This window comes from Mucilaginibacter phenanthrenivorans (assembly GCF_024721155.1).
In the GTDB taxonomy this organism is placed as follows: domain Bacteria; phylum Bacteroidota; class Bacteroidia; order Sphingobacteriales; family Sphingobacteriaceae; genus Mucilaginibacter; species Mucilaginibacter phenanthrenivorans.
In genome coordinates this window covers 1-14,722 of record NZ_JAHVAP010000024.1, presented here as the reverse complement: position 1 = coordinate 14,722, position 14,722 = coordinate 1, and the positions used below count along the sequence as shown (strand labels likewise).

The window sequence follows — 14,722 nt, the reverse complement described above, 5'->3', positions numbered from 1 at the left end:
CATGTACCTCAACGTTCACTCCCAATATAGCCTTCGCTTTGGCACCATGTCAATCCCGGCATTGGTGGAGGAAGCTATTGCCTGCGGTGTAACCCAGATGGTACTCACGGATATCAACAATTCCACCGGCATCATGGAATTTATGCGGGAGTGCGACGAAAAAGGTATTAAGCCCATCGCAGGCCTGGAATTCAGACGGGATAAACGCTTGCTTTACTTTGGCATCGCCCACAATAAGGAGGGCATGAAGGAATTAAATGATTTCCTGACGGAGCATAACCTGGAACAAAAGCCATTACCTGATCTCGCGCCGGCATTTGCAAATGCTTTTATTGTTTATCCCTACGGGCATGAGCCGCCGCTGAAGGAAAATGAATACCTGGGCATCCATTATGGCCAGCTTAATAGCCTGTTTAAAAAGGATATCAGCCAAATAAAGGATAAACTGCTGGCCCTCCAGCCGGTCTTTATCGCTGATAAAATCGAATACCGCCTGCATGAATACCTGCGGGGCATTGATCTGAACGTCGTACTGACAGCCGTAACGGCTGAAGATAAATGTGCCCCCACCGATAAATTTTTGGCACCCGGCCAGCTGGAAGCTAAATTTTCCAGGTATGCCTTTATCCTGGACAACACCCGGAACCTGATGAACCGCTGTGTGATGGATTATCCCAAAGGCAGGGTTAACTTAAACCGCAAGACCTTTACCGGCAATCAAAAAAATGACCGGGAGCTTTTGGAAAAACTGGCGCTCAGCGGTATGGAGTACCGGTATGGCAAATCCAACAAGGATGCCCTGAAAAGGGTCAAACATGAACTTAAAGTTATTTACGAACTCGGTTTCTGTGCGTATTTCCTGATTACCTGGGATATTATCCGCTACTCCGGCTCGCAGGGCTATTACCATGTCGGCCGCGGTTCCGGGGCGAACAGCATTGTGGCCTACTGTCTGAAAATTACAGATGTTGACCCTATTGAACTGGACTTATATTTTGAAAGGTTCCTGAACGCACAGCGGACTTCGCCGCCCGATTTCGATATTGATTATTCCTGGGACGAGCGGGAAGATGTGCAGGATTATATTTTTAAGCGCTACGGCAGTCAGCATACCGCTTTGCTGGGAACCATGTCTACCTTTAAGGACCGCAGCATTATTCGCGAGATCGGTAAGGTCATGGGGTTGCCTAAGTCCGAGATTGACGGCTTTACTGATCAGACGCGGGCGGCGGTTAACCAAAACAACGATACATTCAGGAAGATCGTCGCCATTCATGAACGGATGGCCAATATGCCGAATCAGCGCTCCATCCACGCCGGTGGAGTATTGATAACCGAAGACCCGATCACTTATTATACAGCACTTGATCTGCCGCCAAAGGGAATGGCGACCGTACAGTGGGATATGTATGAAGCCGAAAAGATCGGCTTTGATAAATACGATATTCTTAGCCAGCGGGGTATCGGACATATCAAGATGGCGGTGAAGCTGGTCGAAGAAAACCAGCAGCGCAAGATCGACATCCACCAGGTCAAGAACTTTATGAAAGACCCGGTGGTCAATGCCAATCTAAGAATAGGGAATACAAAGGGTTGCTTTTACATCGAATCGCCGGCAATGATCCAGCTCAACCGGAAACTGGGTTGCGATAACTACCTGATACTTGTTGCCGCCAGTTCTATCATCCGGCCCGGTGTGGCCAGTTCCGGAATGATGGGCACTTATATCAAATATCACCATGCCCCGGATACCGTGCAATACCTGCACCCGGTCATGGAAGAAATATTAAAGGAAACTTATGGCGTCATGGTTTACCAGGAAGATGTGATCAAGGTTTGTATCCATTTCGCAGGGATGGATGGGACGGATGCCGATATTTTAAGGCGGGGCATGAGCGGCAAATACCGCTCAAAAAAGGAATTTGAGAGACTGGTGGAAAGATTCCATCAGGAAGCGATTGCATTAGGTCGTCCGGAAGATATCGTGAAGGAAGTATGGCGTCAGGTGTCTTCCTTTGCGGGTTACAGTTTCTCCAAAGCGCATTCTGCCAGCTTCGCGGTGGAAAGCTACCAAAGTCTGTACCTGAAAACCTACTTCCCTCGGGAATTTATGGTGGCAGTGTTAAACAATTACGGGGGATTTTATAACCGGGCGCTATATGTGCAGGAGTTGCAGCGCTCAGGGGGAATCGTACATCTGCCATGTGTGAACAACAGCGATAGCATTGTTAATATCATTGGCGTAGATGTTTACCTCGGCTTCGTGGGTATTCATGGTTTAAATGAGACTTTCATTGAACTGATCCCGGAAGAACGCCGAAAGAACGGTATTTACCATAGCCTGGAGGATTTTATCAAAAGAACCGGCATTGGTTTGGAGCAGGCCATCACGCTTATTCGCGTGGGTGCACTGCGGTTTACCGGAAAGAGCAAAAAGGAATTATTGTGGGGCATACATCTTTTATTCGGAGCTAAGGCAAAGCCCAACAATAATGCGGAACTATTTTGCCTGGAGGCAAAGAACTATTCCCTGCCTGTACTGGTCAATACCCAATTGGAAAATGCTTACCATGAACTGGAATTGCTCGGCTTTCCCTTAAGTATGACTATGTTCGAACTGTTGCAAACCGATTATCGCGGCGAAGTGGGTGCCAATGACCTGATCAATCATGTGGGACAAGTGGTTAGGATGGTCGGACAGTATGTATGCGAGAAGACAGTACTTACCAAAAACAATCAAAAGATGTGGTTCGGCAATTTCTTGGATGTCGAAGGCAATACTTTTGATACGGTACATTTTCCCAATAACACACCCATGTATCCTTTCCGTGGCGCAGGCTGCTACCTGATACTCGGTAAGGTTGTCGCCGAGTTCGGTTTTGCCAGCCTTGAAGTTCTTAAGTTTGCCAAGCTGCCAATCTTACCAAATCCCGTAATTTCTTAAACCTCTAAAACATGGATAGAATCAATATTAAATGCGCGGTTGAGGGTCAGGAACTGGACCTGCAATTTGACAAAAAAGCCATGCCCGGTGAAGCCGGGCCGTGTTTTATGATATCCGCTTATGGCTGCTTTAAAGGCTATATAGCCAGGCAAAAGAATGGTGGTTATCAGCCGATAGGCACCTCTTATTATAACGCAGAGGATCTGCAGGTGATCGCCGAACATTTGAGAAAACAAGTCATGTGATATTTCGGCAGTCTAAATAATACATTGGAAATGGCATTAAAAAAGGAGTCCCCTCGCACTTGCTACAAGAGGACTCCAAATTAAACCTTATCACAATGGCAAATAAGAATATGAACCATTTGAAGTATTTAGGTATTAATTTCATTTTAGACGGTCATTTTACGTTTACTCCCTTGCTTTTTTCCGGGCAGCTCCTCCTTTTGCTGCTTTCCTTGTTTTTGGTTATTATTTTGCTTTTGACTGCTACTTTGTTTCTGTTCCGGGTTGAGCAGCTCTTCCCGTTTGATCTTTTTCTGCTGATGATCAAAAAGATCAACGGTTTTAAATTGAGGGCTGGCGGCAATAAAATATTTCTTTTCCTCACCGTTACGCTCAACCGTGATCTGTTGGGTATTACCCTTTTTTAAAGAGCGGAACAGATTTTCGGTACCTTCCGGGGTATTTAGTTCTTTAATGCCTTTGCCAGCAAGCACATCTTCCAGCTTAAACCCATAGTTTTCGCTGAAGCGTTTGATCTCCTTGTTGCCGTTTTGGGTCAGGTTATCGTTATCCAGTTGCAGCCAGGCCTGGTATTTCTCACCATCCTTGTTAAACAGCTGTTTATGTACGGCGCGCCCTTCCATCAGGTTGAAAGCTTCTTTCGCGGTGATCCCATTGCCTTTATTAATATAAAAGGTTTGATTCATTTCTTTTTCTTTTCCCTTATTCATGGTGGCGTCGAACTTGTTGAAGAAATACATATCCTGGTTATCCCCGGCTTTAAAATGCAAGTTGTAATCCACCTTTTGCTGGTTAAACTCATGCTTGGCCATCAGGTTGAATTCCGGTACTTTTTTATTGATGTTTTTTTCTAACGCTTCATTTACCTGTTCGCCAAATCCAAGATTCAGCAGGCTTTTCTTTAAGAAATCTAAATTCTGTGTGTTCATGTTATTACAATTTAATTGATTAAAAAAATCGATTTGTTGAGGATTATTTTCTGTCAGGTATGCAACAGCCGATACTTTATCAAGCGTCCAGGGTATAGTCATGCTTTCCGGTAATTGTTGTGCCAGCTGTTTTGCCAGTACCTGGCAGGCCATTTCTTTAGGGATATCCGGCTCAAAGGCGCGGTAGCTGATGTTCATCGTACCTTGTTGATATAAAGCGGTGTCATAGTGATCGAGCATGATGGGTCCATCGGCGTCTTGACGATACAGGTTGAACCAGCTGTCAAGTGCAAGACGCTCGAAAACTTCGCGGTGTTGAATAGAAAATTGTGACCGGTCACTTAGGACAATTTCCCGCAGACGGTCCACGAGTTCCGGTTTGACGAAGCCAAGATCAGCCAGCTGGGTTTTCAATTCATAGAAGTTAATGCCCGCATCCCTGCTTGCCGGGCGGTTATTGATGCTGTCCATTTTTGACCCTCCTTCTTGTTTTTTGCGCGGTTGTGTCCAGCGTCTTGACTTTGAACCCTTGCCTTGCAAGGTTCTGATTCAGCTTTTCAGCGGTGATCGGACGCAGCTTATCATCCAGCAATTTGATGCAACGGTTGGCAGGATCAGCCTGGACATAAATATTTTGATATTGTTTACCCTGCTTCCAATAGGTCGGGATTTGCTGGCCGTTTTCCAGGTAGCGGGTGAGCTCTTCCTTGTTGCGGATGATGGCCGGCATACCGGCCAGCGCGGTTTTAATGTCAAAAGCGTGATTCGGGTCGTAGTGCTGTACGCCGTTTGGACCGAGTTCAACCCACCTGTGGTTTTCGTGCCCGGAGGCATCGGTGTATTGCTGCTTCATCGCACGTCCTTCCAGCAGGCTCCAGATCTGGTTGGTTTTAAGGTTGGGCCAATCGCTGAGTTCAAATTCCTGAGCTTTGGTAATCTTGCCGTTCTGCAGCAAACTTCCCCCAATACGGTTCAGCTGAAAATTACCATAAGGGTCCTTTTCAAAATGCAGATCGAGACTCACCCGCTTTTCCGGCCCAAGCTGGCAATCCAGTGGCACGCGGATATTCTTTTGATCCTGGTCCAGGTGTTGCTCCAGCCGCCCGGCGAAGGAACCGAGTCCTGCTTCCTTCAACTGTAATTTGAGAGTCGCCATATTATTGTCGCGCTGTAGCCGGTCTTTCTTTAAGTAAGCCGGGCGGTCAAAAAGCCGGTCTTTCAATTGAGAAAAGATCCTGCGTAACAGGTTGGGATATAACTGCTTTTCGAGTTTGATAATCTGGTTGTTCAGCAATAGCATAAATGGCTTTTCGTCGGGTCTGGCAGTTGAGCGTAAACGATGGCTGGCATGCCGCAAGTGGTCAAGCTGCAGGCGTGATAATACAGTTACATCGGCCGTGCCCGCTTTGAGCAGGGGTTCGATTTCTTTTTTGCGGTCTTCCCAGCTTTTAAATGCCAGGAGAACGCGGTTCACTGCTTTTTCCATGACTGTTATCGTTTACGGGTATTATCTCGCAGGAGCACAGCAAAATTATCCTTCAGCTTAACCCTGATCTTTTTTACTTTTTTACTAAACAGTTCCTTTGCGGCATTGATACCACCTGTCGCCGCTTGTGTGCCCAGCGATTGGTCCATACTCAAAAATTGCATACTTTCAACCGCTGAGTTTGCACCATCTCCCGCAGCACCTGATAGCTCTGCCTCTGGCGCGGGGATACCCGGCATCCCGTCCAAACTGAAAACCGTCAAGTCGGCCGGTAGGATGTCTTTACCGATCCTGATGTTCTGGATGTTCAGCAATAGCCGCTGGTTAGTAACCTGGCAGGCTCCGAACAGCAACTGGCCTTTTGGAAGGGTGACGCCTTTTAACATCACCGAATCGGTTAGCTTAAGCCGAACCGTTCCGCCGTTCATCACTTTTTGCCTGCCGTCAATGATTGCCGGGATTGCTTTGAAAGCAGTGTCTTCGGTTTTGTTTTTAGGCTTTTCTTTAACTGATTGCGGGTTTTGAATGGCCTGGATCTTCGTCAGCATATCATTCAGCTGCTTCATCTCGGGATCATTTCCGCCCGAAGAATTCATTGTCTTCATCATTTGATTCAGCTTTTTCACCTCCTGGTCTGCCGGGGCCGGTGAATAGCTTTGCGGCTGCGGCTGACTGATCTGCCGGTTGATCTGTGCCAGCTTCTCCTGAATGTTGGCGGATTGCTGATCGGCATTATTGGCATATACCGGTGTCGCCGGTTTTTTTACCTGTGCGGAATCTTTATCGGCCTTGTTTGGATCAAAGCCCATGGCCTGCATGAATGATTTGCTCACACCATCTTTGGTATGAGTGCTGTCTTTCTTTTCAGATTGATAAATGCCCAATTTATCTGGTGCCGTTTTTTCCTTGAACTGGGCAGAAGGCAGCGCCAGGTTGATTCCTTTCTGTGGCGCTGCAGCAACGGCATTTGATCCGTCTTTACCTCCGCCTAACGCCCAAAAAGCCATGGTCAGAAATGGAATGATGAGAACGGGAATGGCCATGTAGAACTTCCTTTTCCTCTGAAATTCGGGTGAATGTTGCGGGACTTGACCGCCTTGGTTTTGATTTTCCATTGCATTTACTTTTTAATGGTTAATGAATCTGTTCTTGGAATAGGTTTTTTGTCCGGTTCAGGTATGTCTGATGGTTGCCCGATATGAACAGGCAGGTAATCTGGTCTTACTTTGCGTATCGTTGTTGTTTGCTGTGCATGAAAGAAGTTGAAGCAGATGCCCGCTATCCATACCGCGCAAAACACCCAAAGGAATTTTCGTTGCCCGGCTTTGGTATACCTGTTTACCCTGCGGTTGATTTTTGCGGCAACAGAAATTTGCCACCTGATAATCTGCGCAGCAATGCGGGAGGCGGTTCGTTCTGCGCCCGGATCACCCCCTTCTCGTTTATTATTTAGGAATCGCATAACCTTATTTTTGAAGGACGGTATCACGGTTTGCCAATATTTCCCAATGCTGGATGAGGAATCCATGCGGGTTATTGTCGGTTTGTATCGCTATATCCCTGACCTCTCCCTGGGTTACCAGTTTCCGGTAAGCCGTTCCGCTGGATCGCACCATTTTTTCGGTCGCATAACAGGTAAATACATAGGGCCATTGATGTCCCTCCAGCCGGGTACTGTCTACCGTAATCTCCTGTGAAATGTTGGCGGAGATCAGGTTATTATAGTACCCGGATTCACGCAGGTTGTCATATTGCCTTTTCGCGGACTCATCTGCGAGATAAAGCGCCTTGCCAACGTTGGCCTGGATAGCTTTATCATCCGGACTCAGGTCGAAAAAATCCTCATGGAACGTTTTAATATGATCCCGCAGTTCCACCGGCAGATTCGTTTTACGGTCAGCGGCAATCGCCTCCAGTAGTTTTCCGTTATAGAGGATATGTACCTGGTTATGCGCCAGGTTAACTGCCTGGGTACTTTTGTAAATGCAGAAGCACATCGTCAGCACATTGCCTATAATAAGAAAAATGCTGAACTGCCTGATATGCTTAAATGCGGTGTCTATGTTTTTAAGTTGTGTGAACATGTTCTTCGTTTTAATGAATGGTTATTTACCTGATAGTTTCTTTTCCTGGTAGTCTGCGGATTTACCGGCTCCATTGTACCCGGCCATGAAATCGGATGGCATATTCCGGATATTCGATGCACCTTGTTCCATCCGGCCACCTACGGTTGAAGCGGCGTTCATCGCCGTATTCCCGGTATTAATTACCATCGTATTTACCTTTTGCAGCAAGCCATGGCCGCCGCCGGCGTTGACGATATAGTTGGCCACACTGGGCACAGTAAAGTAGCCGATGATGCCGATGATCAGGAGTAGGCTAAGCATCCAACGCCTTTCCATATTTCGATGGTAGGTTTTCAAATGCTCGCCCCCGAACCGGACTTACACATTCCTGCGTATCCGGCTCTCCATTAAAGGATCGGTCTATCGAACCTGCATGTGTTTTGAGATGGCAGCTTCTGCAAAGAGCAATGTCTTGCGCTGCCTCATTATCATCAACTTATCGGCGTAACCTTTGCCGTCTAAGTCTTTGATTTTTCTGACATGGTGCATATCCAGTTTGCCCATTGCTCCGCATATCTCACATTTTTCAGCTTTCAACCTGTCTATCAAGCTTGTTCTCATATCCTGATAAACTGTCTTGTTGCTGTCCAAATTCACATCTGCAATTGGTTCTTTTCTTTTAAAACCTTCTTTGTAAAAGGATTGACTTCGTACACCTCCTTTTTTGGTGGTATAGCTAACTGTGAATACGCCATTTCGCTGATATTGGCGAAGAATCTTTTGGACGGATGTTCGATATTTACATGCGAAAGTCCTGTACATGCTGTATTCCATGATGTACCCGTAAGCATTCATTATGGCGCTATTGTTAGCTACCGAATAGTAATTATAAAACCCTCTTAGCGTATAGTTATACATTCTGAGGATTTCCAAATCGTCGTTATTGAGCATCTTTGTATGTTCTCTCGGTTTCCACCACTCTTTTCCGTTAACGTTATGTCGGATTTCGACTATCCCGAAATCGAGCAGCTTTTTCTTGATAATATCCATTGTGATGCGCAGGCATACCTTATTATTATATGTTCTGGTAAGCCTATTCAGCGTATCTCGCCTTGGTTGGTCAGATTGGCGTACTGAGACTTCATATCCAAGAAACTTAGCTGGCTTTTCCGTATGGGTTATCAAGGTTTTCTCTTCCGATAGTTCCAGTTTTAATTCGGCTTCAAGGAATTCCTTGATGTCGTTCTTTACCAGTTTACTATCTTCTTTACTACCGATTATCCCTATCAGAAAGTCATCCGCATATCTCACGTATTTCAGTCTTTTATACCCACTATCCATTTCATCGCAACTGGGGAATGTTATCCGCTCTTTATCAATAACTTTGATTTGTTTTACTAATTCTCTACGTTCGTTTTCATCTTTTACATTTTTAAGTTTTTGCATTAACCGCGCTTTCTTGTTTTCGAACCCATACCTTGTATCATGCGGTTTTCGCTTTATTCCCTTGTTGAAATTTTCAACATATTTTTCCATATACCTGTCCAATTTGTCCAGATAAATGTTTGCCAAAATCGGACTTACAATACCTCCCTGCGGTGTCCCGCTAAAAGTGTTGTGAAATGTCCAATCTTCAACATACCCTGCTTTAAGGAACTTCCAAATCAGTCGCAGGAAACGGTCGTCAGAGATGCGCTCTTTGAGGATGTCTATCAATATTTGATGTTCAATCCCGTCAAAGAAGCCTTTTATATCTCCTTCTACGAACCATTTTGCTCCTGTGAATGTCCTTTTAACTTTAACCAGTGCAGTATGACAGCTTCGATTGGGCCTAAAACCATGAGAGCAATCCAAGAATTGTCCTTCATAAATGGCTTCAAGTATCATTCGAGTTACCTCTTGCACCAATTTGTCGTCAAAAGACGGAATACCCAACGGGCGCATTTTACCATCCTTTTTAGGGATGTACACCCGCCGTGCAGGTTGGGGTTGATAGGTTTCTGTTCGAAGTAAGTCAATCAATTTAGAGATACGGTTCAGACTCATGCCGTCTATTGTTTTCCCATCGGAACCTGCTGTCATATTACCCTCCTTTGCATAAATGCGTTGGTAGGCGGCATAAAACATTTCCTCGTTGAACAAAAGCCTGTAGAGCCGTTCATACCTGTAATTTGATAGCGGACTATGCTTTGATAGACCGTTTAATACTTTTGCAGAATTTCTCATAATGTCTCTCACATTGTTCTTTAATCGTATTAAAACCTTTAACTGCTTCCCTTCGCCATGTACAAGGTTTTCCCTTGCTCGGACTACTACGGAAGCTCCGTTACCATGTCGGATTTTCATAAGCCTTCGCTTAATAGCCGCGCCAGCGGCGTTCCGAGTTAGGTAATCCCCGTTTATTGTGTAATAACTATGGCTCGATAGACTGTCGGATATGGTTTCCGTCTTTTACCACTTACTGTGGTTGCGTTACGATTTATTCCTGCTCCATCTACTAATCTTCGTTAGTGGAGAATCGTAATTTGACGAGTTATAGCTACCTTACGTCAAAGTCCCTACGCCGACCGCTTAGACTGCCATTCAATCAATTCGGACTTTATCCTTATGTCTATCATTTCATCTTGCCGTTCAGTCGCAGAATAGTAACTTTCTGACTTACGGCGTTTCCAACATGCTACACTCCCTGCTTAGTTTCCTTTACAGATAAGTTGGCTGATGATAGGCTACTGGAATCAAGCCTGGTGTCTTGCCAAAGACACATTTATTACACAACCTTTACGGGCGCACATATCAGGTAGGCCGTATCCGTGGAATTGAAAAAGGTGTCGCCTGTATTTTGGACCTGCGAAATGTCGATCTTCAGCATGTTCTCCTGCACCTTTCCGATGATGGCTCCAAAGATGTTTGCTACCGGAAGCCAGAGAAAGACATTGATATACTTGGCCAGCCAGGAGGTCAGTGTATGTTGGAAGCCGTCAAATACGGAAAGGCCGATTACCAGGGGCCCGAGAATAGCCAGTACGATCAGGTAGAATGTCCGGATGGTGTTGATACAAAGTGCTGCCGCTTCGTAGCATACCTGTAATACTTCGGACATCCATTGCTTTAATGTCCGGATGGTGTTGATACAAAGTGCTGCCGCTTCGTAGCATACCTGTAATACTTCGGACATCCATTGCTTTACCGTATTGCGAAAATTATAGGAAGCTTTGGCCATGGCAAATTTCATATCGTTACCAACACTGGCAAGCATGCCTTCCTTGTCACCTGTCGGATCATTCGGATGGGTATATTTGTACCATTTTTCACGGTCACCATCACCATCCGCGCCCTGGTACATTTGCCAGGTATCGGTTTTTTCAACAGCCGCTTCCTTAGCCTGCAACAACCGGGCGATAGCTGCGTCAGAATTTTGGACCATTCCGCCCGTAGCACTTACCGTCGGTTGCATGACGCCGTTGATCACGGAGATAACCGTTGGAAATAATAAAATGGCGAGGCCTAAGGCAAACGGTCGCATCAGCGGGTAAAAATCAATGGGTTCTGCGCTGGCAATCTGGCGATAAACCCGCGCTGCGATATACCATAACGCCCCAAAACCGGCGATACCCTGGCCGATACCAATCAACTGACTGCACATGGGCAGCATGTCATTGTATACCCCATTCAATGTGCCTTGTAGCCCTTTGATATCGTCAGCTAATCCCGCTGCATGAGATAGCGACGGGATAAATGCGATCGCCAGCATTAAAGTCGTAGTCTTGATGAATTTCTTTTTCATAACTGTTGCTTTTAATTTATGCCATAGAGTTGTTTAAGTGTTTGGGTGTTTGCAGCATCCTTACTGCGCTGCAATGACAGGGCGATACCCTGGTTACCGAAGGATTGCAGAAACTGTAGCCGATCCGAACTGCTGGAATAGATCCGGTCTATGCCTTTGATGCGGTCCGCATCCGACATTCGCAGTTTACCGGCCGTAATAATATTGGTCAGGTTCCCGATATCATCCAGCGTTTGACTGACCAGCCTGGTATAAACGTCGCTCATATAACTTAGCTCTGCAACGGAAAAGCTGCCGCTTTGGTGAAAAAGGCTGGTTTGCGTTTTGTATTGTTTGATCAAACTGGCCTGCAACAGGAGGATATCGGCAATACGGCCATAATTGCGTACAGCAGGGCTTACGGCCAGCAACCCGGTCAGGTAGATGTTATGCAGGTCAAAATTACCTTTTGATAAAGAAGAGATGCTGCCATACCCCTGCTGGTAGATCTGGTAACCGGTCTTCATATCGGTCAGGATACTTTTCATTTGGGTCAGCTTCTCGATATCCAGGATAAGCTGTTGCATTTCCTGCGCTTGGGCATTGCAGGACACAGCTTTTAAAAGGCCACCTACGGATAGTGCGGCGATCAGTAATAATCTGGCGGCAGTTTTCATAACATCTTTTTTAGTTAACTCCGTTCATTTGTTTGGCGGTCAAAACATCTTTTTTCTCCTGCCTGCGCTGTAGTGCGTAAGCTTTGGCCTGGTTGGTAAACCCGGTAGCGAAATGATAATTCTCCTGCATTGCGGCGTGTATCTTAGCGATCAGGACGATGCGGTCCGCGTCGCTCATTTTTACTTTGCCATCGGTGACAACGCTTTGAAGCGTGCTGATTTGCTGGTCACAATCCTTCAATACCGCGCTGCGAACACCGGATAGGTATCTTTTTTCTTCATTGGTCAAGCCATCGATCTGGTCTATGACCTCCAGTATGGTCAGGATATCTTTTTGCCAGCTGAGGATCTCTTTGACCTGTCCGTCATTTTTTACCGCTGGGCCAGCCATTTCCATTCGGTTATAATAAGCGGCATGCAGGCTGTTTTCGGAACCTAAAGAACCAGAGATCGATCCCAGCCCGTTATGCGCAACATGGTAACCCTGTTTCAGAAAAGTAGAAAAGACCTGTAATGCGGCGATCTGCTGTAAAAGGTATTTCTTTTGCGTGCTGTTTTGCTGGAACCATTCGGCAAAGGTTTGTGCTTTGACGGTGGCCGCCATTCCGGAATAGATCGCTGTAAAAAGTGCGAACACCAGCAGCGATCTCGATCTGGTATTCAGCCAGCCGGAATTCCTGAGTGATTGATCAATTGATTCCATATAATGCTTTTGTGGTTTGTGTATCCCCTAAATCTTTACTGCGCTGCAGGCTCAGCATTTCGTTCTCTGTATTGTACCGGCGCATATCACTGTAATTGTCATCCAGCTTGTCCCCGGCACGGCTGATGAGTTCCAGGCGCTGCTCATCGGACATCTGGGTTTGGTTACTGCTGATGATCATCATGATCTGATCGAGGTTCTTCGCGCTTGCCGTAAGTATGCCCGTATATACTGATTCCATCTGGACCAGCTCAGCAGCAGAGAAGTGCCGATCCTGTTTCATCAGCGACCATGCCTGTTGATATTCCGAGACAAGTGCGACTTGTTTTACCGTTAGATCCTTAATTCGCTGGTAATAGGCAATCGTTGATTTGATTTTCCATAACTCGTCGTAATAGCTGCCGAAAAGCTGGCGCTGTTGACCGGACCAGCTGGATATCTCAGACAGTTTCAATTTAGACAGTTCGTTTTCCAGCGCCTTTTGCGCATTCTGCAACCAGATGGTTTGATTTTGCATCCGCTGTACCTTGAGGTCAATCGCCTTGATTACCTTGGTCACCGTTAGCTTGATGATGTCGCCAATCACAAACTGAGCCTTGGCTTGTTGCGGATGAATACTCATGACCAAAAACAAGATCATTACAGGCAGTATTAGCTTTATTTTTTTCATAATAACCTCCCATCTCCCGCTAAAAAGCGGAAGTCAATCCAAATAAAATGTACTATTAAGACTTACCGGATCTTCCGGAACAGGGTCTTTTTTATTAATACTCCGGGTGTGTCCGGTGACAAACGGATCTGCCTGCCATATTCACCTTCCGACAGCATTTGTTGTTCTGAATTCCAGACTGCCTGCCAGGTTTCCTTCTTAAACTGCATGGGCAGTTTTTGACCGTTCCTGATCTTTTGAAATCCAGTTCTGGATTCAATACTATACGTTTTGGCAGTGAGATTTACCGCATCAATGATCAGTGTGTCATAGGCCATGCTATATTCACTTTGAGACTGATTAATATAAACGCCAGATAAAGCGGGGTTTTTACTGTTATTGCAGGCAGTATCGATTGCTGCACAGCAAATAAGAATGAGCAATTTGATAGTTTTCATGTTATGTGATTTATTAAGCTACTTTTTCTTTTAATTCCTGGACCAGCGCGGCAATGCCTTTTTCCACGCTGCCGAACTTTTCGGCATACTCCTGAACTTTGACCCGCTCTTTTCCTTCAGTCGTATAGGCATAATATTCCTCCGGGCAAAGTTCATTTTTAACGACTTTCATAACCTGACCTCCGAGGTCGATATAGATCTCCCGGTTGTCCTTATTCACGGATAAGACCTGTGTTTTCCCTTTATCAGACATTCCGAGCGCATCCTGCAGCTTATCGAACTTATTCATGAACTTGCGCATGTCCATCAGGATCTTGATGTCCGCGTTGTTAATAATGGCGTCCTTGATTATAGGCGAACTGATCAGGTCGTCCAGTTCCTGGCTAACTACATTAGGTATACCATTGAATTTCCGGATCGTCTTAAAGGCATACTGGATAAATCCGGCCATCCCGGAGTTTGCAATCGCTTTCCATGCTTCGTCAATCGTCAGCACTTTTCTAATGCCTTTTAATTTTCTTATCTTGGAAAGAAAAAGCTCTGCAATCAACAGCGTAATTACCGGGAAAAGTATGGGATGGTCTTTAATATTGTCCAACTCTATGACCACGAATCGCTGCTCCAGGATGTTCAGGTTGTCCGTGGCATTCAATAAATAGTCAAACTCACCTCCTTTGTAGTAGGGCCGCAGGACATATAAGAAGTTATCGATGTCAAAATCCTTGTCCTTTACATTATGGTTCTTCAGGATCTGTACATATTCTTTTCGCAGGTATTCATAAAAGGAATTAAAGCAGGCGAA

At 45.7% G+C, this 14,722-nt stretch carries 15 protein-coding genes; 2 read left to right on the top strand and 13 right to left on the bottom strand.

Annotated elements, in window-relative coordinates:
- Nucleotide 1: 1 nt before the first annotated feature.
- Together dnaE and KXD93_RS30150 are read left to right on the top strand one after the other, a co-directional pair.
- A complete protein-coding gene (dnaE, locus tag KXD93_RS30155) occupies nucleotides 2-2,944 on the top strand; it encodes a DNA polymerase III subunit alpha (protein WP_258141305.1) in 2,943 nt (980 codons plus the stop codon).
- Between the two features lie 11 nt (nucleotides 2,945-2,955).
- Nucleotides 2,956-3,189: a hypothetical protein gene (locus KXD93_RS30150; RefSeq protein ID WP_258141281.1), complete on the top strand. Its 234-nt coding sequence runs from the start codon at nucleotides 2,956-2,958 to the stop codon at nucleotides 3,187-3,189.
- A 146-nt stretch (nucleotides 3,190-3,335) separates the two neighbouring features.
- Here the strand turns inward: KXD93_RS30150 and KXD93_RS30145 are convergent, their stop codons facing one another.
- The 13 genes from KXD93_RS30145 to KXD93_RS30085 form a co-directional block, all read right to left on the bottom strand.
- On the bottom strand, nucleotides 3,336-4,589 hold the full coding sequence (locus tag KXD93_RS30145; RefSeq protein WP_258141280.1) for a hypothetical protein: 1,254 nt from the start codon (nucleotides 4,587-4,589) through the stop codon (nucleotides 3,336-3,338).
- A complete protein-coding gene (locus KXD93_RS30140; RefSeq protein ID WP_258141279.1) occupies nucleotides 4,573-5,604 on the bottom strand; it encodes a hypothetical protein in 1,032 nt (343 codons plus the stop codon). The genes KXD93_RS30145 and KXD93_RS30140 overlap by 17 nt, the downstream gene beginning before the upstream one ends.
- A gap of 5 nt (nucleotides 5,605-5,609) precedes the next feature.
- Nucleotides 5,610-6,719, bottom strand: a complete 1,110-nt coding sequence (locus KXD93_RS30135; protein ID WP_258141278.1) for a conjugative transposon protein TraM — start codon at nucleotides 6,717-6,719, stop codon at nucleotides 5,610-5,612.
- Between the two features lie 5 nt (nucleotides 6,720-6,724).
- Complete coding sequence (locus KXD93_RS30130) at nucleotides 6,725-7,066, bottom strand: hypothetical protein (protein WP_258141277.1); 342 nt, start codon at nucleotides 7,064-7,066, stop codon at nucleotides 6,725-6,727.
- A gap of 4 nt (nucleotides 7,067-7,070) precedes the next feature.
- Nucleotides 7,071-7,688, bottom strand: coding sequence for a conjugative transposon protein TraK (traK, locus tag KXD93_RS30125; RefSeq protein WP_258141276.1), 618 nt, complete (start codon nucleotides 7,686-7,688; stop codon nucleotides 7,071-7,073).
- 21 nt (nucleotides 7,689-7,709) lie between these two features.
- A complete protein-coding gene (locus KXD93_RS30120) occupies nucleotides 7,710-8,006 on the bottom strand; it encodes a TraJ family protein (protein WP_258141275.1) in 297 nt (98 codons plus the stop codon).
- Between the two features lie 84 nt (nucleotides 8,007-8,090).
- The gene (locus KXD93_RS30115; protein WP_258141274.1) at nucleotides 8,091-9,896 is read right to left on the bottom strand and encodes a reverse transcriptase domain-containing protein; all 1,806 of its coding nucleotides are present in this window, start codon (nucleotides 9,894-9,896) and stop codon (nucleotides 8,091-8,093) included.
- 541 nt (nucleotides 9,897-10,437) lie between these two features.
- Nucleotides 10,438-11,454: a TraJ family protein gene (locus tag KXD93_RS30110; protein WP_308726312.1), complete on the bottom strand. Its 1,017-nt coding sequence runs from the start codon at nucleotides 11,452-11,454 to the stop codon at nucleotides 10,438-10,440.
- An 11-nt stretch (nucleotides 11,455-11,465) separates the two neighbouring features.
- Complete coding sequence (locus tag KXD93_RS30105) at nucleotides 11,466-12,110, bottom strand: TerB family tellurite resistance protein (RefSeq protein ID WP_258141273.1); 645 nt, start codon at nucleotides 12,108-12,110, stop codon at nucleotides 11,466-11,468.
- Between the two features lie 10 nt (nucleotides 12,111-12,120).
- Complete coding sequence (locus tag KXD93_RS30100) at nucleotides 12,121-12,813, bottom strand: hypothetical protein (protein WP_258141272.1); 693 nt, start codon at nucleotides 12,811-12,813, stop codon at nucleotides 12,121-12,123.
- Nucleotides 12,800-13,483: a conjugal transfer protein TraI gene (locus KXD93_RS30095; protein WP_258141271.1), complete on the bottom strand. Its 684-nt coding sequence runs from the start codon at nucleotides 13,481-13,483 to the stop codon at nucleotides 12,800-12,802. Before KXD93_RS30095 ends, KXD93_RS30100 begins: the two co-directional genes overlap by 14 nt.
- A gap of 62 nt (nucleotides 13,484-13,545) precedes the next feature.
- Nucleotides 13,546-13,920, bottom strand: coding sequence for a hypothetical protein (locus KXD93_RS30090; protein WP_258141270.1), 375 nt, complete (start codon nucleotides 13,918-13,920; stop codon nucleotides 13,546-13,548).
- A gap of 13 nt (nucleotides 13,921-13,933) precedes the next feature.
- Nucleotides 13,934-14,722, bottom strand: a 789-nt coding sequence (locus KXD93_RS30085; protein WP_258141269.1) for a TraG family conjugative transposon ATPase, incomplete at its 5' end; no start/stop codon positions are given.